We start from the raw sequence: 24,929 nt of genomic DNA, 5'->3' as shown, positions 1-24,929 counted from the left end.
AGCATGAGAAGAAAATGGTTAGTCGCACTCTCCTGTGTTTTGGCGATCAGCCTGGTGAGTGCCGCATCCGCATCCGCCAAACCCGGAAACGGCAAAGGTCCGGACAAAGCGAATACGGCCGCCGAGCCAAGCAAGAACGAGACGAAAAAGGAGAGTACGTCGGAAAGCAAGGCGCAGGGCAAACCGGAGTCATCGCCTTTAAATTCCACCGAGGAGAAATCCAAAGGAAAGTCCGACTCCCCGTCCCAAAGCAACTCCAAAGGCAACTCCGAAAAAAATAAGGAACAGGGTAAGGATAAGCAACAGAATGCCAAACCGGCTTCGGTCACCGATGATACATATAAAAACAGAGGTCCGCAGGGGTACAGAGGGCTTTTGCACGCGATTGAAAACGTCAAGGATAAACCGGCGGGAGCGGTCCTCGCGGATCTTCTGCTGACAAAGTATGAAGCGCAGCTTGATGATGAAACGAAAGCCAAGCTCGAAACGATCGTTAAAGCGGACGACGCGTTGTCCGAAGCGGCGGACCTTTTGGATCGTCAGGGCAGCGTGACCGATGCGGTTTATGTACAGAAGGAAGCGATTTTGGCCGATTGGACGAACCTGAATTCCTACAAAAAGCTCGGCAAACTTTATGAGAAGTTGGGTAAGCGGGGCCTCAAGCTTTATGTAAATGGTGAAGAGCCGGCTTCGCAAGTGGCTCCGGTTGTGCGAAACGGAAATACGCTCGTACCGTTCAGAGTCATCGCCGAGTCGCTCGAGGCGGAAGTGACCTGGAGCGCGAAAGATCAGACGATCACGGTAACGAAGGACGGGGTGACCGTCAAGCTTGTCGTCGGCGCTAAAAATGCGACGGTCAATGGCAAAAAGCAAACCCTGGAAGTGCCTGCCCAAGTGGACTCGGGGAGTACGCTGGTGCCGGCGCGATTTGTAAGCGAGTCGCTTGGGGCCGTCGTGAAATGGGAGGCGGAATCCCAATCCGTCGTGGTGTACGAAGATCAAGACAAGAAGGAATAAGTGCCAGCAAAACAATCAACAAGCGGACCGGTGTTATGGCGCCGGTTCTTTTTATTACGGTTTTAGCCAGCTGAGTTCGCGAAGCGTGCGAAACAAAAAAACACCCGCGGGTGGTGTAGTGATGCTTATAGCAAAAAAACAGCTAATGTTTGGGGCGTTATCATAGGAGTGTTCAAGCCACTGTGTATAACGAAAAGGTGGCTTAATGGCTGATCGAAGGGATATATCACATCCAAAGGAGGCGCCTGTGTGCTTCCAAACGTCCAACTCCAAAAAGATGCAAATCTGCAGGTATTTTAGGAAGATTCCCGAGGGAATGCGAAAAAAGATGCAAATCTGCAGGCATTTCCAGTGATTTTAAAGAAACGAGCCGGTTTCGTCGAAAATTCCTGCAGATTTGCAGGAATTTTGAAATTTTTGGCCCCAAACAAGAAAAAACATGCACATGTGCAGGAATTTTATGTTATCAAGGTTGGCTGACGGGTGGTTTGCTTTAAAGTGTAATCGGGAGAGTTAAAGGGAAATCTACATATGGACTGGACCGGAATCCAATCAACAAGTAATATTTAACCAAATATGTTGTTTATTGTTGAATGATATATAAGGATGACATATAATGAGACATAAGTCCTATTACCTAATAGGCCATTTTATAGGAAGGGAGGGTGAATATGCTGAACGCCGATCAGCTTTCACTCGCTAGACAGGTGGATCTTGTTTTTAAGGAACTGGAGACCGAGTTGGGGGGAATGACATCGGGGACCGTATTCATCCAAATCCGCAATAACGTTATCGGGAAATTCGGAATCCGGCATAACCCGATCGCGGGTCGGAACGGCAAGTTGACCGAAGAGGAGAAAGGGCTCTCCGCAAGTCAATGGCAAGCTTTCCGGACGATGGCGATCGAAGCTCTGAAGTACAAGAAGTACTGGACTCATGGTGAAATCAGCTACGATTTTGCGCTTAGGCAAGATACCGTGGTTGTGGACGCCGTGCTGGAGTCGAATTACAACATGGCTAATCTGATGATTCAGCGTTATCCGCGCAAGAATACCGCGAATACATACCAAGATATGCGCACTGATTTGTCTTCATAAAACATCACAGGCGACCTGCTTATTGCAGATCGCCTGTCTCCCTATAGGTCAATAGGGATATTTACGGATTACAGGTTCGAACGACCCGACAATTGCTGCTCTGCCAATTGTACCAGACGTTTGGTGATGTAACCCCCAAGAGAACCGGTTTCGCGGGAAGTGTAGTTTCCATAGTAACCGTCTTGCGGGATCGTCACGCCCAATTCTTGAGCTGCCTCGAATTTCAATTGTTGCAGTGCAGCATTTGCTTGAGGAACGATAAGGTTGTTACGGCTGCCGCCGCGTCCTTGTGCCATGTTTGTCACCTCCTTCGGGCTTTGTGATGTTAGTATGGTTTTCGGAACGTAAAATATGCGGTAAAACTCTAAACTAGAGCAGTGGAAATTATTGCATTTCTCCTTGGAAACACAAAAAAGCCGCCCGTGCCATCACGAGTCGGCTCTTTGGATCCATATCAAGATTCTTCGGTAGGATAGATCATATCCAGACGCACGTTCAGCTCCAGTTGCTGTCCCGGCTGGAGATCGATCAATCCCGTTTCGGAAGGGGAGAGGCCCGTATTCGGTGCATCCGGCAACCAGGTATAGGGCTCAATGCAGAGGAATTGATCCGCGTCACCTTTGGTGTAAAGGACCCAGTGCTTGAAATATTCTGCATCGGCGGAATAACGAAGACCATATCCGTCACCGCGAATTAAGTCGGCTTCCACCGGTTTGCCTCCGATGTGCAGGAGGGTGTCGAAATTTGTCCCTTTCAGTTTCAACCCTTCGTTCAGCGCTTCGAGTTCGCCGAGCGGAGCGGTCTCCCCGGTTGGAATTAATTCCTGATCGGAAGTGTATATTCCCGAGACCGGAAGCTTGAGCTTCCATTGTTCCGGCTCGCCGTCCAACAGAAACCAGGTGTGCAGCCCCAAACCGAACGGGGCGGGCCGATCACCCAGATGGCTTACTTTAAACGTCTGCTTTAGAGAGGAGCCCTGAAGCCGGAGCGTCATTTCCAGCTTGAGCGGAACAGGGAACTGCCTCATCCAGTTCGCGTCGTCGCTGGTGATGAATTCGGTCGTGATCGCACAGCCTTCATCGTCCTCGTCAATATCGCTCACGCGCCAAGCTTGCGTACGGTGCAATCCATGGATATGGTTGTCGTTTGCGGTATTGCGGTCAAATTGGTATTCCTCGCCGGCATACGTAAACTGCCCTCGGCGGATACGGCCGGGCGGAATCAGCAGCGGGATTCCAAAGTGATAGGGTTTTTGCAAATAGAAATCAAGATCGCTTTCTTCCGGGCGCCGCAGCACATCGCGCTGTTGAATGTGGTCCCATATGCGAATGACATTATTGCCGAGTCGGGGTAGCAGTGTGACTTCAAGTTCGCGGCTATGTAAGATATACGTATCGTAACCGTTCCATTGCCCTTTGGTCACTTTTTTCATATCGTTGCTCCTTTTCCCACATAATAATCGTATCCCTAAGCCTAGACTAATCATAACACTTTTTCTTTGGGACGAAAAATGGATTTGACATGGCACTTTGCCGGGCATTATGATGATCTTATCTCAAAGCGTGAATATTGTAAATGCGATGACAGGGACAAGTAAGTAGGGTTCTTCTTCCTTCAGAAAGCCGGTGGTTGATGCGAACCGGTGGAGATGCCGTACCGAATGGCCCCTGGAGCGCCGTGCAGAACGCGGATGGAATTGTCCCCAGTATGCCGGCCGTTTGTTCCACGTTACGGAAATCGGAAGGCCGCGAAATATGATGATCATATGTCCCGGCGAATAAGGGTGGCACCACGGTCTCACGTCCCTTGCGGATGTGGGGCTTTTTTGCGTTTGTACACGCGGTTCTTACTATTTTAGTAAGGTTTCATTTTAATGGATAACGGAGGCGATCAATAATGAAGAAAAGAGTACTTTCCGGCATTCAGCCCAGCGGCAAGCTGACCTTGGGCAATTATATCGGAGCGTTGAAGAACTTTGTAACCTTGCAGGACGAATACGACTGCAACTTTATGGTGGTGGATCTCCACGCCATCACCGTTCCGCAAGACCCCGCCGATTTACGGGAGCAGTCCGAATCGGTGGCCGCTTTGTATTTGGCCGCGGGGATCGATCCGAATAAAGCGAACGTATATATGCAATCCCACGTGCGCCAACACGCCCAGTTGGGATGGCTGCTGACGACGCTCACCTATATGGGGGAGCTCGAGCGGATGACGCAGTTCAAAGATAAGTCGGAGGGCAAGGAATCCGTAGGAGCGGGCTTGTTCGTCTATCCGGCTCTGATGGCCGCGGATATTCTCATTTACAACGCCGATCTGATCCCGGTGGGGGAAGACCAGAAGCAGCACCTGGAGCTGACTCGGGATTTGGCAGGTCGGTTCAATCACCGTTACGGCGAGTATTTCACGATTCCCGAACCTTATATTCCCAAGGTAGGAGCCCGAATCATGTCGCTGGACGACGCGTCGAAAAAAATGAGCAAAAGCAACCCGAACGCGGGCAGCTATATCGGTATGCTGGATGAGCCGGACGTGATTCGCAAGAAGATCAGCCGGGCGACGACGGATTCCGGGCGGGAAGTGAAGTTCAATCCCGCGGAAAAGCCCGAAGTCAGCAACCTCATTTCGATTTACAGCCAGTGCTCGGGCCTCAGCATTTCGGAAATCGAGCAGCGTTACGAGGGTCAGATGTATGGGCCGTTCAAAAAAGATTTGGCCGAAGTGGTCGTCGGCACGCTCGAACCGATCCAACAGCGTTACCGGGACATCCGGGAATCCGGCGAAATCCGCAATATTTTACGCCAAGGGGCCGAGCGGGCCGCCGAGATGGCGGAGAAGACGCTGCGTGATGTGCAGGAGCGAATGGGTTTTTTGGCGGAATAAACATCAAATAACGGGGATCCAACCGGACAGAATCTGTCCGGTTTTTTTATGTCACTGAATTGTCATAAAATCAAGCAAAGATCAAACGATTGTCAAACACTTTCGCATTTTGATATGATAAAGTTTATAGCGAAGGGAAGATTTCATGAATTTTTTGATTGATTTTATATAGATGTAACCTCTATCTCAATCGTTAGGAGGCATAATTTCAAAGTGGATAAACAAATCAGTTACCATGCACCTGCGGATTCTGCGGCGCTGTCCGTGAGCGATAGGCCACCCGGAGAAGCGGCAACATGGAAGGATTTTGTTGCGCTGACCAAGCCGGGAATTCTGCGCTCCAACCTGATCGCGGTGTTTGCCGGATTTTGGCTTGCATCGCAGTGGCAATTGGACTATTTGAAGCTGGTTTTGACCTTGGTCGGAACCGTTTTGATCATGGCGTCATCCTGCGTTTTTAACAACTATTTCGACCGGGATTTGGATACCAAGATGGCACGGACGAAAAATCGCGCGTTGCCGATCGGTAAGCTGTCGCCGAGAACCGTACTCTGGTATGCGGTGATATTAGGGATCACCGGAGCGGCGGTGCTGTTTTCCTTTTCCGGGGTTTTGGCCGGAATTTTCGGACTCGTCGGTATGTTTGTTTACGTTATCATCTACACGTTGTGGCTTAAACGGACTTCCACCTGGAGCACATCGATCGGTGCCATCTCGGGAGCTATGCCGCCTGTAATCGGTTATGTGGCCGCTTCGGGAAATATAGATTTAGGCGCGTTTCTGATCTTCGCCCTGCTCTTTTTGTGGCAGCCTCCTCATTTCTGGGCACTGGGCATTCGCCGGGTTGAGGAATATCGGGCTGCGGGCTTCCCGCTGCTCCCCGTTGTGAAAGGCATCCCGAGAACCAAGCTGCAAATGATTCCTTATCTGGTTTTGCTGATCCCGATCCCGATCTTGATGTATGTATTCGACTATACCGGGATATGGTTTTTGGTGATCGGCACGGCATTGTCGGCGGCCTGGCTGCTGATGGCGCTGAAGGGGATTTCCTCCAAAGAGGAGGAAGCCAATGAGATCTGGGCCAAGAAAGTGTTTCTGTTCTCGGTAAACTACCTGACCATCGCTTTGATTGTGATGATTCTGGATACTGTACGGCTATAATGGAGGATCGATCATGACCCTTTTGAAGAAATATAAATGGACCTGGATTCTACTGGCGATCTGCGTCGTTTTGGCGGGGTATCTTCTTTGGGATTCGTTTGCCAAACCGAAGCTGCCGGTGATCCGGCCGGTGGAACATTTCAGCATGGAAAATGTCGACGGGAAGACCGTAACACTGGAGGATACCAATGGCAAGGTGAGGCTGTTTTACTTTTTCTTCGCCAATTGCCCCGATGTATGCCCTATAACCACTTTCCGGCTCAGTCAGGTGCAGGATGAGTTGAAGGAGAAAGGGCTGTTCGGCAAGGACGCCTCCATCGTTTCCATCACCTTCGACCCTGAGAGAGATTCGCTTGAGAATATCAAGGCTTTCGGGGACAAATTCAAAGCGGATTACTCCGGCTGGTATTTCTTGCGAGGGGATCAGCAGAAAACGATCGATCTCGCCATGAACTCATTTAAAATTTTAATCAACAAGGACCAGGACGGAAATTTCGTCCATATGGACCTGATCGGATTGGTCGACCGGGACGGCAATCTGCGTGAAATCTACCGCCCCGAGGCGACGGCGGCCGAAATCGCCCAAGGTGTGGCGGATCTGGCCAAAGAATAAAAGTAACGGGTTGTCGGTTTAGTAAAGGCTGGCCGGGGGATATAGGATGTATTCCTCCAGGCCGGCCTTTTCCAATTGGGCGATGACATACTCGTCAGGGGTTCCTTCTACCCCGGCATAACCCCGGCGGGTATATATCTGTTCCGCGTCCGGGAAAGCATCCCGCAAAACGCCGCGAATTTTTTTGCCGGAAGCGTCGTTATCCATGAACAGATAAACTTCGTCATCCTTTACCTTTTTCCGCAGCGCCTCCAGTTTAAGGGAGTTGAGCGTTCCGAAGGTGCAATAGATCCGGACGTCTTCGCTCAAAAGCCGACGCAGCTTGCTCCGGTCGTTTTTTCCTTCAACGATAATACAGATGGACAACATCATCACTCCAACATGTTCACATAGCAATCAAGATGAAATTTCTCCGTATATGTAGTGTATACCCCGAAGGAGGCTTCATGCAAAACGAGATTGCGACATATTTCCCGGGAAAAGGTAAAGGTCCGCCTTTTGCGGACCTTGGTTGAAGCGGTTTAGCAGTAAAAAAAGGGAGAGCGCAAGATGATCACCAGCAAAATATACAGCACGAGAATGGTTCCGGTCGAGGTCCATATCCCTCCAACAGCCGGTCCCTTTCCGCAAGCATCGATTTGACCCATAGGTTCACCCCGCTTTCGAAGTCGTTGAGTAGTTTCTACACGATATCCTATGTGGGGGGATACCCTATGCCCTGTACTGCTGCCTATAGCCGAAAAAAAGTCCATGCTGCCGCTTACAGGTGGTGCGTGCCGATATTTGCGGGAGATGCGGGCGTTTCCGTAGGTCTCCGCTGCGGGGCAAACAACAGGGCGATCATCAGCAGCAAAAAAGCAAGGAAATAAGGCGAATAGACGCCATGGATCATCCCGGCCGAGATGGGGCCGATAAAGGAGCCGATCGACATCGCGATCGATTGCAGGGAGAAGACGGTCCCGAGCCGTTTTCCGCCGCTTAGGTCGATAAAGACGGAAGCGATGGCCGGGAAGGTTACCCCTTTAGCCATCCCAAGCGCAAAGAGCGAGACGGACAGCGGGATGAATTCCAGCGCCGCCAGCGCGAAAAAGGAAAGGGCGATGCCCAAAATACCCGCGATCGCCCGGAGGTAAGGGGAGTAGCGGTTCAGGAAGAGCATCGACAGCGTCGCAAGCGCCCCTAGGCTGATGAGGGAGAAATACAGGCCGGTATGCAAAATGCCGGATGTCCCTCCCGCCTGCAAGGGGAGCTCAAAAAACAGGATTCCTTGCGAACAGGCTACCGCCAGCGGAAGAATATAATATCTGAGCGGGATGACATTGAGTTTGACGGGAACACCGGCTGGGGAAACCCGGCCCGGCCCGGAGCCGCCGGAAAGGGCGTTCTTGGGCTCGTGAATCGTAAAAATGGCGATGATGCCGGTCGCGATCAAAAGCCAGCCCAGCGATTGAAACGTAAGCGTGTAGCCTGTATTGGCGACAAGAAACGCTCCGGCCGCGGGCGAAACGACAGAGGCGAGCGTATGCATTACCCCGTGGCCGGCCATCAGCTTTCCTTGCTGTACGGCGTTTTTGCCGAGGGAAGCGAGCATCGCCAGGCACGCCGGGGACAAGAAGGCGAGGACGAAGCCGCTGATGGAGCGAAGCACCAGCAACTGCCACGGCTGCGTGACATGCGCCTGCAGCAGCAGGATGGCCCCCGCCCCCAAAAGGCTGAAAACCATGTAGCCTTTGCTTCCGTGCCGGTCCACGCCTTGCCCCGCCAGCAGATTTCCGGGCAGATGCGTCAAGGCGTAGATGCCCATCATCCAGCCGATGAAGGCGGGGGCGGCTCCGATCGAGAGCGCAAAAGGCGTCAGGATCGGGTACTGGGCGTGAAGGTCAAAGAAAGCGAGGAACATAAAAAAATAAAGCCAAAACGCTGCCATCTTCATTGCCTTGCCTCCCCTGGGAAAGTCTTTATGCTCTACTTGTACGTTTTAAGGGACGAACTTATTACCCCGGAATGGTTTTATGTCCTTTATTTCACCGTCTTTTCCCGGAAAAAGGGGTTAAGCTGACACTGCCCCGGGCCATCATGTATAATGGGGAAAGTGTATGTATGTTGAACAAGTTGTGACGAAAACGGATGGTAGGAGTGTATAAGTAATGTTCGATTTGAATCTAGAGGTATGGACGGAGTTTTTAAAGCAGAATTGGCTGGTGATCGTCGTTGCGCTGGTCGTGCTGTTCCTGATTCTGAATTTCGTGAAGACGCTTGTCAAATGGGCGCTTGTGCTAGTCATCGCGGCGTTTGTCATTATTTATAGCGGAATTTCGCTGAAGGATATCGGGGACGCCATCACCACGGTAAAAGACCAGGCGGTGGACATCAGCCGCAGTGAAGCCATGAATATGATGAAGAAGGAAGCGGCCGAGGCGAAGATGAAGCGCAATCCGGACGGCACATTCACCATCACTACCCCTAACCTGGAAGTCAGCGGTAAAGAGGGGGAAGATAAAGTCAAAGTGATGTTCCATGGCGTCTCCTTGGGCGAATGGAAAGTGAGCGATACGCTGCAAGCGTTTATTCAGCAAGCGAAACAAAACACCCCTTAACTAAAGGCATCGAGAATGGAGGGTGACGATGACGGAGAGTTGGCTGCAGAGCTTGTTCGATTTGAATCTGGTTTCCGCCTTGTTGTTGGTCATCCTGCTGTTTTCCATTGTGCAGGGTTTGCTGCGGGGGGCTTCGCGCAGCGCGGGCAGACTGGTGTCGCTGGTCAGCGGCGGCGTCCTGTCGGTGCTCGGCTTGCTGGCCTCGATCCCCCTTACGGTTTGGCTGTCGCCGATCGTACAAAAATGGCTGGCCGGCATCGCGCTTCCCGAACGGGAACTCTCCCGGTGGGAGCAGGTTTATTATACGCTTCTGTCGGCGGTGCGGGATTTCCCGCTCATGCGGTTCGCCGTGCTGTTTATGATCAGCTACTGGCTGATTCGCACGGTGCTCGGGCTTGCTTCGGCGTTTGCGCTGGGAGGCAGGAACAGTTCGTTCTTGGGGCGGCTGATCTTCGGCGGAGAGCGCCCGGCTTCCCTGCTTAGCCGTGTCGCGGGGGCGGGGATCGGTGCGGTCATCGGCCTGGCGCGGTGTTTGATGGTGATCGCCGTCTTGTTTATTGCCGTAACGCTGTTCCCGGATAGCGGGTTTAGCCGGTACGTCCAGGCTTCCCCGGTTTATCAGCATGGAGCGCGGACGGTTATTGAGCCGCTGTCGGGCAACTTGATCAAAGAGAAACTGCCCGTATTCACCCGCAGCGTCGAAGAGGAACTGAACGGCATTCTTCAGCAGAGGTACGAGGTCATCGACGCCAATATTCCGCAGGATATCGAACTGGCGGCGGCGGAAATCACAAAGAAGGCCGGAAGCGATGAAGAGAAGGCCCGACTTCTGTATGATTGGGTCGGTTCCCGCGTGACCTATGATTATGACAAGGTCCGTGATTATGAGGACAATGGCCATTGGCGGGAACAGACGCCGCAGATGACCTTCGACACCAAGCGGGGGGTATGCATCGACTATTCCCGCTTGTACGCGGTGATGGCCCGTTCCCAAGGGCTGGATGTCAAAGTGGTAACCGGCCTCGGTTACGACGGCCGCGGCGGCTACGGCCCGCACGCCTGGAACGAAGTGTATCTGAAAGAGCAGAAGAAATGGGTTCCGCTCGACGCGACTTGGGCGAGCAGCGGGGATTGGTTCAATCCGCCCGCTTTTGAGGAGACGCATATTCCCGACAAATTGGTTTAAAACCTGGGAAACGCTGTAACTTCACCATACCCTTTTTCGTTATGTTAATATAAGAGTTACGGAGTTTTTAGAATCAAAAGGGGTAAAGAGGGGAAACGGAAATGAAAAGTGTGTACTCTGACGATCCGCGCGAACAAGAAGCTGCGATGCAGCGTCATTTTAATATCCGCTTGAATTTGTTTTTCTTCAGCGCGTTTGCGATTTTTACCGTCATTATCGTTCGCCTGGCGATCCTGCAGTTTGTCGAAGGGCCTACGTTATCCAAGCAGGAAACGGCCATGCGGATTAAAGACGTGCCTATGCCGCCTACCCGGGGAACGATCTATGCGGCCGGCGGCGAGAAGTTGGCGTATTCCACGCCGGTGCAATCGTTGTATATTACCTTGCAAAAAAATTACAGCTTAAGCAGCGGTCAGAAGAACCGCCCCGAAGCGATGGCTCTGGTCGACAAGCTGAAAGAGGTCTTCGACAAATACGGCGATCCCAAAGCCGAGAAGATGACCAAGGAAGACATCATTAAAGCGATGGACCTGGAGTACAAGAAGAACGGAGGCTTCAGTCCCCGCCGGATCAAAATGGGGCTGACCCCTCAGGAAGTGGCTTATTTCCTCGAGCGGAAGAACCAGTTTCCGGGGATTGAAATCGTCGAGGAGAGCATTCGTCATTACGATAAAGATACGGTGGCGGTTCAGGCGATTGGGTATTTAAAAAAATTCAGTTCTACGGAAGATGTTAAGTTTTATGATCCCATCCGGGAAGCTCAAGGTAAGGATCCGGCACTTGAATATACGCCGGAGGAGTTTGTCGGGTACGATGGACTGGAAATGTACTACCAGGCGGAGCTTCGCGGCAAAAACGGCTATAAGAGCGTGCCGATCGACCCGCGCAACATGGCGAACGGGATTCCGGAAGTGACCCCGCCGGTCAAAGGATATGATCTGCATACCTCCATCAACAAGAAGGTCCAAATGGTCGCCGAGCAGGCGATTATGGACCAGATCAATTGGGTCCACCGCAATGCCGTTTCGGGCCGGACGCATCCGTATGCCAAAACCGGTTATGCGGTCGCCATGGAAGTGGATACCGGCAATGTGGTGGCCATGGCCAGCATGCCGGATTACGATACGAATCTGTGGCAGTCGGGAAGCATGCCGACGGAAGTATGGAACAAGATTATGACGAACTATCAGAACGGTACGATTACCCCGTTCAGTTCGGGGCGTTCGGGGCATGATTTCGACTCCGCCGTTCTCCTTGGTTCCACGATCAAGCCGCTGTCGGTTTTAATCGGGTTGAATGAAAATCTGTTTACAACCCGTTCGACTTACCCGGACCGGGGGATCGCTTATTTCGGCAGAAACGACTCTTCGAGCGTACGCAACTCGGGCAGTCATGCTTACGGTGAACTGGATCCGTCCAAGGCCATCTACAAGTCCTCCAATACCTTTATGGTCAAAATGGTCGGCGAGAAGCTGTACAAGAAGTATGGTGACGATGGGATTGATGTATGGGACAAATATATGAAGAAGTTTGGACTGGGCGTTTCTACGGGCATTGATCTGCCGAAGGAATATCTGGGGAAACTGAGTTATACCGATAAAAAAGAAACCGCTCTTGCCCGGCTCGTGTACGCCTCCTTCGGGCAGCAAGGCGGGTATACGGCGATGCAGTTGGCGCAATATACGACAACCTTGGCCACCCGCGGCAAGCGGATGCAGCCGCATCTGGTCACCAAGATTACGGATGCTCAAGGAAATGTGGTTAAGAAATTCGAGCCGACCGTACTCAACGAAGTGAAGTTCAAGGACGAATACTGGGATGAAGTGCTAAAGGGAATGAGAACCGACGTAACCGCGTTTTCCGGTTTCCCGTATGATTTCGCCCGGAAAACGGGAACTTCCGAACAATGGGGGGCCGGGGCTACTCGGGATAACGGCGTATTTATCGCCTTTGCGCCGCGGGAGAAACCGAAGCTCGCGGTGGCCGTCATTATCCCGGAAGGCGGCTTCGGGGCGCAGAGCGCGGCTCCCGTGGCCCGCAAAATCTTCGATGCGTACGATCAGGAGTATGGGCTGGACGGCGTACCTAAGAAATCTTTGAACCAGCAAAACGGACAGAACAACGGGAATAAACAGGATTAAGGCGCTATTCCCAAATCAAAATATACGGCATCCGCAAAGCAAGAGGAAAATTCCTCTTGCTTTTTTGTATGTTTATCCCTTAAAATTTGCATTAGGGAAACATTTTTATATAAAACTAAAAATTAAGATACAGGGAAACAAGTATTTACTTGTACAACAAATGGGCGTTAACGCCGAAATTGTGGGAGGAGAGAACAAATGAACGAAATTAAAGTGAAGAAAAGCCCGTTTCAGCGGGCAAAAATGACGCTGGGCGTATTGGCCCTGATCGTGTTGGCGGCCTGCTCCAAGGTGGAAGGAGGCGCGGATCAGGCGAAGAGGCCGGCCGATGACGACAAAATTCAAGTCGTGGCGACGATCGGTATGATTACGGACGTCGTGCAGGTAATCGGCGGCGATGAAGTGGAGGTTCACGGGCTCATGGGACCCGGTGTGGATCCGCATTTATACAAGGCATCCCAGGGAGATATCCAGAAGCTCGACGATGCGGAAATGATTTTTTACGGGGGGCTGCATCTGGAAGGAAAGATGACGGAGATTCTGGAAAAGCTGGAGAAACATAAACCGACCGTCGCCGTTTCCAAAAATATCGACCCTTCCCGGCTAAGAGCCGGGGACAAGGAGCAAGGGACGCAGTACGACCCGCATATTTGGTTTAATGTGAAATATTGGATTGCCGCAACCGAAACGATTCGCGACACGCTGGCGGAATACGACCCGGCCCATGCCGATACCTATAAGCGGAACGCCGAAGCCTATATCGCGGAACTGACGAAACTGGACGACGAGGTGCGGACGCGGATCGCCGAAATTCCGGAGGCCGGACGCGTGCTGGTTACCGCCCACGATGCCTTTGGTTACTTCGGGGACGCCTACGGCATCCAGGTCATGGGCCTCCAGGGCATCAGTACGGCCGCGGAATACGGATCAAAGGATGTCAGCGAGCTGCGCGACTTCCTGGTGGAGAACCGAATCAAAGCGGTCTTCGTGGAGAACAGCATTCCCACCAAATCGATGGAGGCGGTCATCGCCGGTGCCAAGGAATTGGGGCATGAGGTCAAGATCGGCGGAGAACTGTATTCCGACTCGCTGGGTGAACCCGAATCCGAAGCGGATACTTACATCAAGATGGTCCGCCATAATGTGAACACCATTGTAGAAGCGTTGAAATAGACTGTTAGGGTGTTAGCCCAGAGTAAAGGAGAGCAAGCGATGATGACTTATCCTCTTGAAGTTGATCAACTTACCGTCGCCTATCAGAAAAAACCGGTGCTTCGCTCCGTTTCGTTTCAAATTCCGTCGGGGAAATTGATCGGTGTACTGGGGCCGAACGGAGCGGGAAAATCGACGCTGCTGAAAGCCGTCCTCGGCTTGATTCCCAAGGTGGAGGGCGAAGTGAAGATTTTCGGTCAGCCTTACCGCGAGCAGCGCAAGAGTGTTGGCTATGTGCCGCAGCGCGAGTCCGTGGACTGGGACTTTCCGACGAACGCGCTGGATGTGGTGATGATGGGCCGCTACGGGCATTTGGGCTGGTTTCGCCGTCCCGGCGCGAAAGAGCGGGAGTTGGCCATGGAGTGCCTGACCAAAGTCGGCATGGCGGATTATGCCGGCCGGCAGATCAGCCAGCTGTCCGGCGGCCAGCAGCAGCGGGTCTTTCTGGCGCGGGCGCTGGCCCAGAACGCCAAATTGTATTTTATGGATGAGCCGTTTGCCGGCGTGGACGCGACGACGGAGAAGGCGATCATTCAACTGCTGCACGAACTTAAGGAGCAGGGGAAGACGGTGCTGGTCGTGCACCATGATCTGTCCACCGTTCAGGAATATTTTGACCATGTGATGCTCCTAAACGGAGAACTGGTGGCGTCGGGGCCGACCTCCGACATATTTACACCGGAATATTTGCAGAAAACCTACGGCGGAAGAATCGCCATGCTGCAGGATTTTGCCGCCGTACCGGCAGGGAAGGTGTAAAACCTATGCTAGCTACTTTGATCAATTGGCTGTCCGACCCGAATATGCAGTGGATCCTGATGGGGTCCTTGCTGCTGGGGCTCGGAAGCGGGGTAATCGGCTCTTTTACCTTTCTCCGCAAACAAAGCTTGCTCGGCGATGCGCTGGCGCACGCCGCGCTTCCCGGCATCTGCATCGCGTTTATGCTCAGCGGCGTGAAGTCGATCGGGCTCTTTATGATCGGAGCCGTTGTGGCGGGCGTGGTTGCCACCTTCGGTATCCATGCCATCACCCGCTATTCCCGGATCAAGCAGGATGCCGCGCTGGGCATCGTGTTGTCCGTGTTTTTCGGGATCGGCGTGGTCATGATGACGAAAATCCAGCACAGCGGCAACGGCAATCAGAGCGGGCTGGATAAGTATATGTTCGGCCAGGCGGCTTCCATGATGCTGTCCGACGTTTATTTGGTCGGCATCGTGTCCCTGATTCTGGTCGCCGTATGCACTCTGCTGTTTAAGGAATTTAAGCTGGTGAGTTTTGATCCCGGGTTTGCCCGGGGCATGGGATTGCGGGTCGGCTTGCTGGAACAGCTGCTGCTTCTTATGACCGTGATCGCCGTCGTGGTCGGCATCCAGGCCGTAGGAGTGGTACTGGTCGCGGCGCTTCTGATCACCCCTGCGGTGGCGGCCCGCTATTGGACGGACGCCTTAAGCGTCATGGTTATCCTGGCCGGCTTGTTCGGGGCGCTCTCGGGGGTGACGGGCACCCTGATCAGCGGCACGCTGTCGAACCTGCCGACCGGGCCGGTCACCGTGCTCGCCGCGACCTCCTTGTTCGTGGTATCGGCGGTATTCGCGCCGAATCGCGGGCTGGTCGCCAAGCTCGTCCGCCGGCTCCGGCAGCGGAATGACCTTCGGCGAAGCTTCGAATCCGCGGTCGTCGACATGCCGGGGATTTCGCAAAGAACGCAAGCGGCGGAAAGGAGTGCGGACTGATGGCGGATTTTTGGATCATATTAACCGGCACCTTGGTTGCCGCAACCTGCGGGGTGCTGGGATGCTTCCTGGTTCTCCGCAAGATGGCGATGGTGGGCGACGCGATCAGCCACTCCGTCCTGCCCGGCATCGCGATCGCTTTCCTGGTCAGCAGTTCCAGGGATTCGCTTCTGATGCTGGTCGGAGCCGCCGTTTTGGGCTTGATCACGGTGTTTCTGATTCAACTGCTGCAGCAGGGCGGCCTTCAATCCGATGCCTCCATCGGCATCGTGTTTACCGCGTTGTTCGCCATCGGCGTCATTCTGATCAGCCGAAACGCGGCGCATATCGATCTCGATCTGGATTGCGTCCTGTTCGGTGAAATCGCCTATGTACAGTGGGATACGCTCATCTGGAACGGCTATGATCTCGGTCCGGTCGCCGTGTGGATGCTCGGCGGAACGCTCGTGCTTGTGCTGGCGGTCATCGGTCTCTTTTACAAGCAGTTCAAGCTGTGCGCCTTCGATCCGGCGCTGGCCGCGGCGGTAGGGATCCCGGTGGCCCTGTTCCATTACTTGCTGATGGGGATGGTGTCGTTGTCGACGGTGGCTTCGTTTGAGAGCGTCGGGGCTATTCTGGTCGTAGGCATGCTGATCGTTCCGGCCTCGACGGCTTACCTGCTGACCGACCGGCTCAGCGTCATGCTGCTGTACAGCGTGCTGATCGGTGCCGTCAGCTCCGCGGGCGGCTACTACGCCGCCAAATGGCTGGACGCCTCCATCGCGGGTGCGATGATCACGGTGGCGGGCATCCTGTTCGTGCTGGCGTTCGTCTTTTCGCCGCTGCACGGGTTGATGGCCCGTTACCAAAAGCGCCGCAAGCTGAAGACGGCGTCGGCCTGACCGACATAAGCTTCGGCCTGAGAGGCCTAAGCGCCGACCTGCCAAGGTACCGCGCGGAAAATAGGACATATTATTATGCAGCTCAGGGTCCCCTAATGTCTAAGGGACCCTTTGTTCGTTACGGCTCCGTCAGATTTGTTTAGGCCCGGCTTTTTACGGAATTTTTCAAATTCCTGCAAATCTGCAGGCTTTTTTTGCATGTTGGGCTATTTTTTTGAAATTCCTGCATAATTGCAGGCTTTTACATTGAAAAGGGCCCATTTGGCGAAAACCACCGAAAATTCCTGCACATTTGCATCCATTTGATGAGATGTTCCCGGATTGGCGGAAATTCCTGCAGATTTGCATCTTTTTACAGGCACACTTCGTACCTGGGGAGGAAAATAATCCCTTTAATCGAATAGTTGTAAGAGGCAGGCGCTGTCGATTTAGCTGCTAATTCATTTATTTAGGGAGAAGTGAATGATATTGCGTAAACGTCAAATTATGGTTTTACTTACGGCGGTGTTGATTTGTATACCGTTAATGGGGGCAAGCCGAAGCAATCTTAATCTGGAGCAAGCCTCCGAATTGACCCTTAGAATTCAAAACATTCCTCGTCAAAAAACAACGGAACCTTTGACGATCTTTTGGGCAAAAGCTGGTGACGGCTTGTACAAAACGGTCGTAAACGGAGATAAGACGAAGACTTATTCAATCCTTAAGGGGAATTTCAGCAATGTCCTCTATCAAGACTATGAGACGGTTTATTTTCTTAAGCAGGGAGAGGGCCAAACCGGTGGTATTTACAAGTTTACCATGTCCTCCAAAAAATTAACGCGCTTGACCAACTTGGGAGAGATCGATCAATTTTTCCTCAAGAACCAAAGTATTTATTATACAACCAACAGCATGACCATCGACCGGGGCGTGTATCGAATGTCGCCCGACGGGAGGTCGAAGAAAAGGGTAAGCCCGACCGTATTGGATCCGCAGGATAAAAAGTATCATTATTACATCGGCTACGGAATTCAAACCCTTGGCGATCTCTATTTTCCACTGATGAGACAGCCGTTGCCGTCCACGGGCGAGATGTATATTGAGGAGAACGTTGACGATGGAACGGCCTTCGATCGGATTTTCAAGAAGACCAAGGAGGAACAGCTATCTTCTTACTCCTTCTTTATGACGGATTACATAGGTGACGCGGATTCGGATTCGTTCTTTTTTGTAGAACGTGATAGGGATAAGCACACGACTTACCTTCATCTTTTCCAAAAGGGGGATGAAATTGTGCGTAAAATTATCGGTTGGGATCTCGAGCCCCTGGATGTTTTGGATGGATGGGCATATTTCACCGTAAGTGATGAAGATAGGGAAACCGGGGGAGTATTCGCCATCCGAATGGATGGTTCAGGGCTGCGCCAGGTCGGCGGCAACGAATTTTTCTATTCCGACTATCTGGGCAGTATTAAGCGGCATCTCGTTTTCCAGAACCGGAACGACGACTCCTTTGCGACATTAAAGGGAATATGAAACTCTATTAAAATAAGATTTTGGCTTCCAGAAAAGCAGATACATGTGAGAGATGGGAGGGCAAATATTAGATGATCCAAGAGGTCCAGCGATGGTTTATGTTCAAAAGAAAACGAAGTAAGTCCGAAATCCGGTTAAGGTTATTTCTGTTCCCTCCGGCGGGAGGCGATGTTGCTACCTATTTGCGTTGGGAAGAGGACATGCCCGAATTTGTGGAGACTTGTTTCGTGCGGCTTCCCGGCAGGGGCGCCAGATTCGCGGAACCTTCCATCGACCGGATGGACAGGTTGATCCATTCACTGTCGGAGGAGATAAAGGAGTATACGGATATCCCCTATGTATTGTTCGGGCACAGTATGGGAGGACTGGTCGTTTACGAACTGGCGCGGAGGATGCAGCATTTGGGATGGCGACTGCCGGAAGGCTTGGTTATTTCTTGTGTCAGAGCTCCCCATCATATGAACCGATTTACGGAAAGCTTGACGGATAACAATGATGACAAACTATATATGAAAAGCGATGCGGAGTTTCTCGATAACATCGTCCAATTGGGGGGGATACCGGGGGTGCTCCGTCAAAATCGGGACTTCTTGGAGATGATTTTGCCCACATTTCGAAGAGATATGAAGTTGTGTGAAACCTACCAGCCGGAAAACGCCGCACCGCTGCCGATTTCTATAGAAGTTTACGGGGCCAGCAGGGACCACCTGGCTAAGGGGGATGAGCTGGAGGGCTGGAAGCGGTACACTTCCAAAACATTTGCGCTGACGATGTTTCAAGGCAACCATTTTTATTTTGCGGATCAGCCCGGACCCGTCCTGGCGCATCTGCGGAATAAACTGATCGAGTTGGATGAACGGTCCGGCGCGGAAAGGACGAGCAAGGGAAGATGGTAGAGATCTATTACATCGATATTGAAGAAGAAATCTCAGGCCTAGACCATGATGCCTTGCTGGGAATCTGCTCCCGGGAAAAACGCATGGAGGCGAGCCGATTCCGCTTTGAGCCGGATCGAAAACGAGCCGTTTACGGAGAAGCCTTGGCCCGTTATATGATCGCCGGGAAAACCGGACTGCCGATGAACGAATTGATCTTCGACAAAAATCGATACGGAAAGCCCTATATTCGGGGGCAGCAGCGAATTTTTTTCAACCTCTCCCATTCGGGAAGATATGTGATCTGCGGTTTGGATCAGGAGGAAATCGGGATCGATCTCGAAGAGGTCAAGAGCATGGACTTGGGGATCGCCCGTAAATTTTTTCACGCCAATGAATATATATATCTTCTTTCCAGGGAGCCGGAGCAGCGGATGGATGCGTTATTTGAGCTATGGACCCTGAAGGAAAGCTATATCAAATATTTGGGGGTCGGCTTGCAAAAACCTTTGGACGCTTTCTACTTCAACTTGGAGGCTCCTTCGGTCGAACTGCATTCGAATGATCGAATCCCCGCATTCATACAGAGCTGTACGATCAAGGGGGGCTACAAGCTGGCGGTTTGCGCCGACAGCCCAGGCCCGATCCGGGTGCGGCAAATGGCGGTCAAGGACATCGTGTCGGACATCGGAAGAAGAGGGATGCTGCACATGCAGAAATAAATTAATAACAGGTACCTTGCATTAAACAGTACCGCATGTTAATATTTGGTTATCCAGCTACTGCACAATGCACAGTACTAAACAAAGCGTGGTGGAAGATATTGAATATTCAATTCAAGAAGGGTGTGTTGGAGCTTTGCGTCCTGGTGTTAACGGCCAAGAAGGATCGCTACGGATATGAGTTGGTGGATCAGATTTCGCAAAAATTTGAAATCGCCGAAGGTACAATTTATCCGTTGTTAAGGCGGCTGGCTGCGGAAGGACTATTTTCAACGTATCTGTTTGAGTCGGATGAGGGCCCTCCCCGGAAATACTATAAGATCACGGATGAGGGAAGAAAAGTCATGGATGAATTGATTGAGGAATGGAGTAAGTTTGCCAAAGGGGTTCAGGAGATGATTGAGGAGGGTTCAGAGTGAAGAAAGAAACCTACTTGAACGAACTGACCCAATATCTTAAGTCGTTGCCTCCCGATGAACGGGCTGAAGCTATGGCTGACTACCGAGAGCATTTCGAGATGGCCGAATTAAACGGACGGTCCGAGGAAGAAATCATCTCTAGGTTGGGGGAACCCCAATTGGTCGCGCGAGCCGTGCTTGCCCAATTTCAAATTCGATTGGCGGGAAACTCTCCGTCCCTGGCTAGCGTGACCAAGGCGGTTCTGGCCACCGTGAGTCTGGGGTTGTTCAATCTGGTTATCGTCCTGATCCCTTTTGCCGCCTCGTTGGCTGTCCTTGCCGGTCTATTCGGCATCGCCCTCTTTTTGATGATTTCACCGCTTTTGCTGATCATGCAGCATCCGATCCTCACAGTTATCATCAGCGACTTTTTCCTGATGCTGGGGCTGGTCGGTACGGGTCTGCTGCTTCTGGTCGGGACCATCCAATTAACCCGGTTGTACTATCATCTTGTGATCCGGTATCTGAAATACAACCTGAAAATGATGAGAAGGGAGTGACCCGAGTTGACCCGGAGATTACGAAATATAACCAGACTCGCCCTGCTGCTGATCGCTGTCTCGGTGATGGGAAACGCGGTCATGTATCTGCTGGGCAATTCTCCATTTAACTTGGGCGATCTCTCCGTCGAGCGGACTGTCGGTGCGGAGTTGGCGGACCAAATCCGCATCGAAACGGAAACGGAAAAGATGGAGGTGCTTCCGATCAAAGGAGATGAAATTCGGGCAGTTTTGAGAGGGAAGACGACGAAGAAATGGCTGGAGGACTATCGGATAGACATCGTGGAAGACCATGGGAGCATTCGGATTAAGGTAATTCAGGACAGTAGATTCCGCTTTTTCGACTTCTATACGGATCTTAAGCTGACCGTGGGGATCCCGGAGAAAAAATTAAGCCGGCTGCAGGTCGTTTCGGATACGGGAGATATTTCGATTGACTCCGTTTTAGCGGACATCTATTCGGCGGCGAGTGATACGGGCTCGATCCGCTTGAATATCCAGGAGGGAGAAATTCAGGCAAGGACGGACACCGGCACCATAGCGGCCTCACTCCACCACATTGCCCACGACATCCATGCCGAAACGGATAGCGGTGACATTACGATACAAACGGCCCTGATCCCGCAAGCGCTGCGAACGAAATTATCCGCGGGTTCGGGAAAGACCGACGTTTCATTGCCGAATTATCGGGACGGTGGGATCGGAGAAGGGGGACCTTGGATGGAACTGGTCTCCGATACCGGCAATCTAACCGTGAAACAGAGCAACGAGCTTCAAAAATGAAAGACGATTCCACTTTTAGGAGGGCGCCTTGATGATAACCCCAAATGCCAGCAAAGTCGTTTTGATCAAGACGGAGGATTTGTGCAAAACTTACTCGACCGGAACCGAACAATTTCACGCGGCAAAAAAGATCGATCTGGAGGTCTATAAAGGCGATTTTACGGTAATTATGGGAAGCTCGGGGTCGGGCAAATCCACGTTGTTGTACCTCCTCAGCGGATTGGATACGGTGAGTTCCGGAAAAGTGTTCTTCAAAGGACAGCGGATTGATGCTTATTCGGAGAAAGAAATCACGGATTTCCGCTCCAATAAAATCGGCTACGTGTATCAATCGATCAACCTGATTCCGGATTTCACCCTGTTGGAAAATGTGGCCTTCCCGGGCTATGTGGCCGGGCGAAGCAAGAACGATGTGAATAAACAAGCCCTGAAGCTGCTGAAAGCGATGGGCATCGGGGAGCAGGCCGACCGCTTGCCTTCCCAGGTATCCGGCGGTCAGCAGCAAAGGGCGGCGATCGCCAGAGCCCTGATCAACTCGCCCGAGGTGATCTTTGCCGATGAGCCCACCGGGGCGCTTAGTCAGGAGCAGGGAACGATCATTCTAGACCTGTTGACCGACATGAACCGGACCGGTCAATCCATCGTGATGGTGACGCACGATATCAAGGCGGCCTGCAGGGCGGACCGGCTGATTCTGGTCAAGGACGGGATGATCGACGGGATTTTGGAGCTCGGCAAGTATACGCCGGAACAAATGAAAGCAAGAGAAAGCCAAATCTTCATGTTCATGTCAGGGAAGGGGAGATAAGGCATGTATGCGGTTTGGAAGCTATGCTGGACGAATCTGAAGAACAAAAAAGTTCAAAACAGCTTCATTGCGATTATCATCATGCTTGCGGCCCTGCTTCTATCGACGGCTGTCCTGGTTCTTAACAACACGAATCGGATGTATGAGAATATGCACGCCGAGACCCGCGGCGCCCATCAAATATTACGGCTGGAGAACGGGATTTACGACCCCAATCGGGTTCAGCAGTGGTGGGCGGGGCAGGAGGGGGTTACCGTCTCCGAAGTCATGCGGTATCGCTATTTGTCCAGCATGTCGCATGCCGGGGAAGAGATTCCCAACGTCGATTTGTACATGATGGATACGCCGAACGGCCCTTTTCCCGTTGACCGCCTGTTGTTTGCGGAAGGAGAAGAAACAAGCTCGCCCGAGGCCGGAACGGCCTGGATCCCCACATCTCTCGCCTATTCCAACAATATTCGTGTCGGAGACGCGATCGAATTCAAAACCGACGAAGAAAGCTTCCGGCTTCACGTTGCCGCCGTGGTCGTGGACATTTCCTATTGTTCCCCCTTCGCGACCAGCGGCCGGATCTGGCTGAACCATCAGGACTACAATACAAATCTGTCGGCTCTGCCCGGAGACGATAAATACATGACGGGCTTGCGGTTTGACGATTACAGTCAAAACAGGGCCTACTGGGAGAGGTTCGAGAAGTTTCTGGGAACCCCTTACCTGGAATCGGTGAAAGATTTCGAGAGTCTGTCGTCCTATTACATGATAGCGAATCAGGTCATTAGTTTCGTGATGATCTTTCTGGCCGTCGTCATGATCGCGGTCGCGCTTTACACGCTGGGATTCACGATTTCCGACGCGATTCTATCCAGCTATCGTACGATCGGGATCATCAAGTCCGTGGGCCTATCCTCCCGGAAGGTTATTTTGGCCTATGTCACGCAGTATACGTTTTTGGCGTTCGTAGCGGTCATCCCCGGGATTGTGGCCAGTTATGCATTCTCCGCCAAAATCGTTGCCGGCTCCATGGCTTATCTCAGCACAGGCTCCACCGATGATAACGCCGCCTATTCCATGCTCGCCATTTGGCTCGGAGCAGCCGTAGTCGCGGTGATTTTCCTCTCAGCGCTGCTGTTCTCTTACAAGGCCCGGACGGTGGAGCCGGCCCAAGCCGTCCGTTACGGCATGTCGGAGAAGGAGTATTCCCGGAGATCAGGCGGCAGCGGCAGTTGGAAAAGAAAACTGCTTCAGCTGGGCACCCTCCCTACATCGTTAATCATCGGTCTTCGGGGCGTCACGAAGAATGTTCGCGGCTCGCTGCTGATTGTTCTGATATCCGCTTTATCTACTTCCGTCCTGGTGTTCGGGTTTCTGTTCGTGAACAGCATCACGTCCATTCATGGAACCATTGCGAAATGGGGATATGATTCGGCCGACTTGTCGGTAAGAATCGATAATCCCGCCAAATTGACCTTCGAGCGGCTGCAGGAAGAGGTGTTGTCGGATCCCCGTGTGAAAAACTATTCCCGCTACGGGGACGCGAACGCGGTATTGCCGCTGGATCAAGGGTCCTCCGCGAAAGGGCAGGCGGATACGATGGGGGTGCTGCTGACAGTGGCCGACGGAAATTACGATGATATCGGCTATGAAAATGTGGAGGGGCGAAACCCGGCCGGCGTCCGGGAAATTTCCATCGGCGTGAACGTGGCACGGACTTTAGGCATCCAGACAGGAGATTCGCTGGATATTTACATTGAAGGCGAGAAACATACGCTGGAAGTGGCCGGGATCTATCAGGCGATCGCCAATATGGCCTTTACGGGGCGGATTACCGCCGATGTCATCCGAAGTGTCAATCCCGATTACGGCAGCACGATGAACACCACGTTTATCAATCTCAAGGAAGGCGTGTCGGTCGACCAGTTCGTAAGCGAGCTGCATCAGCGGTACGGAAACGTGCTTTGGACGGCGAGCCAGGCCACGCTGGTCGACGAAGTGTTTTCCCAAGCCTTCACGATCATTGTCCTTCCGATGTCAGTGATGGCGCTGCTGTTCATCGTAATTACGTTTGTGATTATCTATAGCATCTGCCGGATTCATATGAAAAAAGAGAGCCGAACTTACGGTATCTACAAATCCATCGGCATGACCTCCCGGCAGATTCGTCTGTCGGAAACGACGGGAATCCTGTTCCTGTCGGCGATCGGCGCTTTGGTCGGAATTCCGTTAGGGCTGCTGGGCCTTCCTCCTCTGTTGAACCTCGTCCTGGCGGACTACGGTATCGTTGAAGTCCCGCTGATCATGAACGGAGGCGGCATCGCCTTGATGATTCCGCTAAGTATTGCGGCGGCTTGTCTCGGGTCCTGGACCGCATCCAAATCGGTTCAAACCACGTCTCCAAGGTTGTTGACGGTGGATTAATCAGCAGGCTTCCGGCTCGTTCCGGAAGCCTTTTTGCGGTTTCGCAAAATGTAAAGGAAGTGGAGTTTTACTAAAATATTACATGAAATATACAATAATTGGATTGACATGTAAAAAGTATATAGTATATTTGACTTTAGATGTTAATTACTTAATTATCATTCACTTCTATTTAATTACCTCTATGTAAAACATATCCTTTCATTTCATAGGCTGCGTCAGAAGCTTCACTTCAAGACTTACACTTCAGAGTTCTTTCACATTATCCACTACTCAACATCAATCGCTAAAACTCCTACATCCTGATTCACTTCTATCCAACTAAATATTTT

General features: G+C 52.1%; 24 protein-coding genes and 1 other annotated feature. Of the genes, 20 read left to right on the top strand and 4 right to left on the bottom strand.

The genetic code is table 11. From position 1 onward, the window contains the following. Positions 1–3 precede the first annotated feature (3 nt). On the top strand, positions 4–1,017 hold the full coding sequence (locus LBW89_RS12745; protein WP_148451071.1) for a copper amine oxidase N-terminal domain-containing protein: 1,014 nt from the start codon (positions 4–6) through the stop codon (positions 1,015–1,017). A gap of 671 nt (positions 1,018–1,688) precedes the next feature. Beyond that, positions 1,689–2,114 carry an O-methyltransferase gene (locus LBW89_RS12740; protein WP_213506729.1) on the top strand — a complete coding sequence of 142 codons (426 nt, stop codon included), beginning with the start codon at positions 1,689–1,691 and terminating at the stop codon, positions 2,112–2,114. Positions 2,115–2,182: 68 nt separating this feature from the next. Here the strand turns inward: LBW89_RS12740 and LBW89_RS12735 are convergent, their stop codons facing one another. Then, positions 2,183–2,410 carry an alpha/beta-type small acid-soluble spore protein gene (locus tag LBW89_RS12735; protein ID WP_148451067.1) on the bottom strand — a complete coding sequence of 76 codons (228 nt, stop codon included), beginning with the start codon at positions 2,408–2,410 and terminating at the stop codon, positions 2,183–2,185. A gap of 158 nt (positions 2,411–2,568) precedes the next feature. Further along, positions 2,569–3,546: an aldose 1-epimerase gene (locus LBW89_RS12730; RefSeq protein WP_225039265.1), complete on the bottom strand. Its 978-nt coding sequence runs from the start codon at positions 3,544–3,546 to the stop codon at positions 2,569–2,571. Positions 3,547–3,685: 139 nt separating this feature from the next. Next, positions 3,686–3,924, top strand: a binding site (T-box leader). A gap of 86 nt (positions 3,925–4,010) precedes the next feature. Here LBW89_RS12730 and trpS point away from each other — a divergent pair. The 3 genes from trpS to LBW89_RS12715 all read left to right on the top strand — a co-directional run bounded on the left by trpS (position 4,011) and on the right by LBW89_RS12715 (position 6,771). Further along, on the top strand, positions 4,011–4,997 hold the full coding sequence (gene trpS / locus LBW89_RS12725; RefSeq protein ID WP_213506733.1) for a tryptophan--tRNA ligase: 987 nt from the start codon (positions 4,011–4,013) through the stop codon (positions 4,995–4,997). A gap of 213 nt (positions 4,998–5,210) precedes the next feature. Beyond that, positions 5,211–6,158 (top strand): heme o synthase, encoded by a 948-nt coding sequence (gene cyoE, locus LBW89_RS12720; protein ID WP_213506735.1) that lies wholly within the window; start codon positions 5,211–5,213, stop codon positions 6,156–6,158. A gap of 13 nt (positions 6,159–6,171) precedes the next feature. Further along, the gene (locus LBW89_RS12715; protein ID WP_148451064.1) at positions 6,172–6,771 is read left to right on the top strand and encodes an SCO family protein; all 600 of its coding nucleotides are present in this window, start codon (positions 6,172–6,174) and stop codon (positions 6,769–6,771) included. 18 nt (positions 6,772–6,789) lie between these two features. Here the strand turns inward: LBW89_RS12715 and LBW89_RS12710 are convergent, their stop codons facing one another. Together LBW89_RS12710 and LBW89_RS12705 are read right to left on the bottom strand one after the other, a co-directional pair. After that, positions 6,790–7,137 carry a toprim domain-containing protein gene (locus LBW89_RS12710; protein ID WP_213506907.1) on the bottom strand — a complete coding sequence of 116 codons (348 nt, stop codon included), beginning with the start codon at positions 7,135–7,137 and terminating at the stop codon, positions 6,790–6,792. 394 nt (positions 7,138–7,531) lie between these two features. Further along, positions 7,532–8,704 (bottom strand): MFS transporter, encoded by a 1,173-nt coding sequence (locus tag LBW89_RS12705; RefSeq protein ID WP_148451063.1) that lies wholly within the window; start codon positions 8,702–8,704, stop codon positions 7,532–7,534. 223 nt (positions 8,705–8,927) lie between these two features. Here LBW89_RS12705 and LBW89_RS12700 point away from each other — a divergent pair, with 223 nt between their 5' ends. From LBW89_RS12700 to LBW89_RS12630, 15 genes are all read left to right on the top strand, one after another. Continuing rightward, entirely contained in the window at positions 8,928–9,368 is a 441-nt protein-coding gene (locus tag LBW89_RS12700) for a hypothetical protein (protein WP_148451239.1), read from the top strand. A 28-nt stretch (positions 9,369–9,396) separates the two neighbouring features. Then, positions 9,397–10,554, top strand: coding sequence for a transglutaminase domain-containing protein (locus tag LBW89_RS12695; RefSeq protein WP_225039264.1), 1,158 nt, complete (start codon positions 9,397–9,399; stop codon positions 10,552–10,554). 101 nt (positions 10,555–10,655) lie between these two features. Continuing rightward, a complete protein-coding gene (locus LBW89_RS12690; protein ID WP_225039263.1) occupies positions 10,656–12,695 on the top strand; it encodes a peptidoglycan D,D-transpeptidase FtsI family protein in 2,040 nt (679 codons plus the stop codon). 198 nt (positions 12,696–12,893) lie between these two features. Then, complete coding sequence (locus tag LBW89_RS12685; RefSeq protein WP_318249369.1) at positions 12,894–13,868, top strand: metal ABC transporter solute-binding protein, Zn/Mn family; 975 nt, start codon at positions 12,894–12,896, stop codon at positions 13,866–13,868. 39 nt (positions 13,869–13,907) lie between these two features. Beyond that, on the top strand, positions 13,908–14,666 hold the full coding sequence (locus tag LBW89_RS12680; RefSeq protein ID WP_225039262.1) for a metal ABC transporter ATP-binding protein: 759 nt from the start codon (positions 13,908–13,910) through the stop codon (positions 14,664–14,666). 5 nt (positions 14,667–14,671) lie between these two features. Next, positions 14,672–15,640 (top strand): metal ABC transporter permease, encoded by a 969-nt coding sequence (locus tag LBW89_RS12675; protein ID WP_225039261.1) that lies wholly within the window; start codon positions 14,672–14,674, stop codon positions 15,638–15,640. After that, positions 15,640–16,521, top strand: a complete 882-nt coding sequence (locus LBW89_RS12670) for a metal ABC transporter permease (RefSeq protein ID WP_148451051.1) — start codon at positions 15,640–15,642, stop codon at positions 16,519–16,521. The genes LBW89_RS12675 and LBW89_RS12670 overlap by 1 nt, the downstream gene beginning before the upstream one ends. 462 nt (positions 16,522–16,983) lie before the next feature. Then, on the top strand, positions 16,984–18,036 hold the full coding sequence (locus tag LBW89_RS12665) for a DUF5050 domain-containing protein (RefSeq protein WP_148451050.1): 1,053 nt from the start codon (positions 16,984–16,986) through the stop codon (positions 18,034–18,036). A gap of 71 nt (positions 18,037–18,107) precedes the next feature. Further along, positions 18,108–18,932 carry a thioesterase II family protein gene (locus LBW89_RS12660; protein WP_225039260.1) on the top strand — a complete coding sequence of 275 codons (825 nt, stop codon included), beginning with the start codon at positions 18,108–18,110 and terminating at the stop codon, positions 18,930–18,932. Next, entirely contained in the window at positions 18,926–19,633 is a 708-nt protein-coding gene (locus LBW89_RS12655; protein WP_225039259.1) for a 4'-phosphopantetheinyl transferase family protein, read from the top strand. Before LBW89_RS12660 ends, LBW89_RS12655 begins: the two co-directional genes overlap by 7 nt. Positions 19,634–19,734: 101 nt before the next feature. Continuing rightward, positions 19,735–20,052: a PadR family transcriptional regulator gene (locus tag LBW89_RS12650; RefSeq protein ID WP_213506752.1), complete on the top strand. Its 318-nt coding sequence runs from the start codon at positions 19,735–19,737 to the stop codon at positions 20,050–20,052. Beyond that, positions 20,049–20,591, top strand: a complete 543-nt coding sequence (locus LBW89_RS12645) for an HAAS signaling domain-containing protein (protein WP_225039258.1) — start codon at positions 20,049–20,051, stop codon at positions 20,589–20,591. The genes LBW89_RS12650 and LBW89_RS12645 overlap by 4 nt, the downstream gene beginning before the upstream one ends. A gap of 6 nt (positions 20,592–20,597) precedes the next feature. After that, a complete protein-coding gene (locus LBW89_RS12640; protein ID WP_225039257.1) occupies positions 20,598–21,374 on the top strand; it encodes a DUF4097 family beta strand repeat-containing protein in 777 nt (258 codons plus the stop codon). Between the two features lie 31 nt (positions 21,375–21,405). Beyond that, positions 21,406–22,182, top strand: a complete 777-nt coding sequence (locus tag LBW89_RS12635) for an ABC transporter ATP-binding protein (protein ID WP_225039256.1) — start codon at positions 21,406–21,408, stop codon at positions 22,180–22,182. Between the two features lie 3 nt (positions 22,183–22,185). After that, on the top strand, positions 22,186–24,597 hold the full coding sequence (locus LBW89_RS12630) for an ABC transporter permease (protein ID WP_225039255.1): 2,412 nt from the start codon (positions 22,186–22,188) through the stop codon (positions 24,595–24,597). Positions 24,598–24,929 lie beyond the last annotated feature (332 nt).

The organism is Paenibacillus sp. alder61 (assembly GCF_020179875.1).
GTDB lineage: Bacteria > Bacillota > Bacilli > Paenibacillales > Paenibacillaceae > Fontibacillus > Fontibacillus faecis.
This window is presented reverse-complemented; position numbering and strand designations above follow the sequence as displayed.

What these genes read in the sequence shown, in the direction of transcription:
- LBW89_RS12745 (WP_148451071.1), top strand. Translation starts at nt 4, where the DNA reads ATGAGAAGAAAATGGTTAGTCGCACTCTCCTGTGTTTTGGCGATCAGC.
- LBW89_RS12740 (WP_213506729.1), top strand. Translation starts at nt 1,689, where the DNA reads ATGCTGAACGCCGATCAGCTTTCACTCGCTAGACAGGTGGATCTTGTT.
- LBW89_RS12735 (WP_148451067.1), bottom strand. Translation starts at nt 2,410, where the DNA reads ATGGCACAAGGACGCGGCGGCAGCCGTAACAACCTTATCGTTCCTCAA.
- LBW89_RS12730 (WP_225039265.1), bottom strand. Translation starts at nt 3,546, where the DNA reads ATGAAAAAAGTGACCAAAGGGCAATGGAACGGTTACGATACGTATATC.
- trpS (WP_213506733.1), top strand. Translation starts at nt 4,011, where the DNA reads ATGAAGAAAAGAGTACTTTCCGGCATTCAGCCCAGCGGCAAGCTGACC.
- LBW89_RS12715 (WP_148451064.1), top strand. Translation starts at nt 6,172, where the DNA reads ATGACCCTTTTGAAGAAATATAAATGGACCTGGATTCTACTGGCGATC.
- LBW89_RS12705 (WP_148451063.1), bottom strand. Translation starts at nt 8,704, where the DNA reads ATGAAGATGGCAGCGTTTTGGCTTTATTTTTTTATGTTCCTCGCTTTC.
- LBW89_RS12695 (WP_225039264.1), top strand. Translation starts at nt 9,397, where the DNA reads ATGACGGAGAGTTGGCTGCAGAGCTTGTTCGATTTGAATCTGGTTTCC.
- LBW89_RS12690 (WP_225039263.1), top strand. Translation starts at nt 10,656, where the DNA reads ATGAAAAGTGTGTACTCTGACGATCCGCGCGAACAAGAAGCTGCGATG.
- LBW89_RS12685 (WP_318249369.1), top strand. Translation starts at nt 12,894, where the DNA reads ATGAACGAAATTAAAGTGAAGAAAAGCCCGTTTCAGCGGGCAAAAATG.
- LBW89_RS12680 (WP_225039262.1), top strand. Translation starts at nt 13,908, where the DNA reads ATGATGACTTATCCTCTTGAAGTTGATCAACTTACCGTCGCCTATCAG.
- LBW89_RS12675 (WP_225039261.1), top strand. Translation starts at nt 14,672, where the DNA reads ATGCTAGCTACTTTGATCAATTGGCTGTCCGACCCGAATATGCAGTGG.
- LBW89_RS12670 (WP_148451051.1), top strand. Translation starts at nt 15,640, where the DNA reads ATGGCGGATTTTTGGATCATATTAACCGGCACCTTGGTTGCCGCAACC.
- LBW89_RS12665 (WP_148451050.1), top strand. Translation starts at nt 16,984, where the DNA reads ATGATATTGCGTAAACGTCAAATTATGGTTTTACTTACGGCGGTGTTG.
- LBW89_RS12660 (WP_225039260.1), top strand. Translation starts at nt 18,108, where the DNA reads ATGATCCAAGAGGTCCAGCGATGGTTTATGTTCAAAAGAAAACGAAGT.
- LBW89_RS12655 (WP_225039259.1), top strand. Translation starts at nt 18,926, where the DNA reads ATGGTAGAGATCTATTACATCGATATTGAAGAAGAAATCTCAGGCCTA.
- LBW89_RS12635 (WP_225039256.1), top strand. Translation starts at nt 21,406, where the DNA reads ATGATAACCCCAAATGCCAGCAAAGTCGTTTTGATCAAGACGGAGGAT.
- LBW89_RS12630 (WP_225039255.1), top strand. Translation starts at nt 22,186, where the DNA reads ATGTATGCGGTTTGGAAGCTATGCTGGACGAATCTGAAGAACAAAAAA.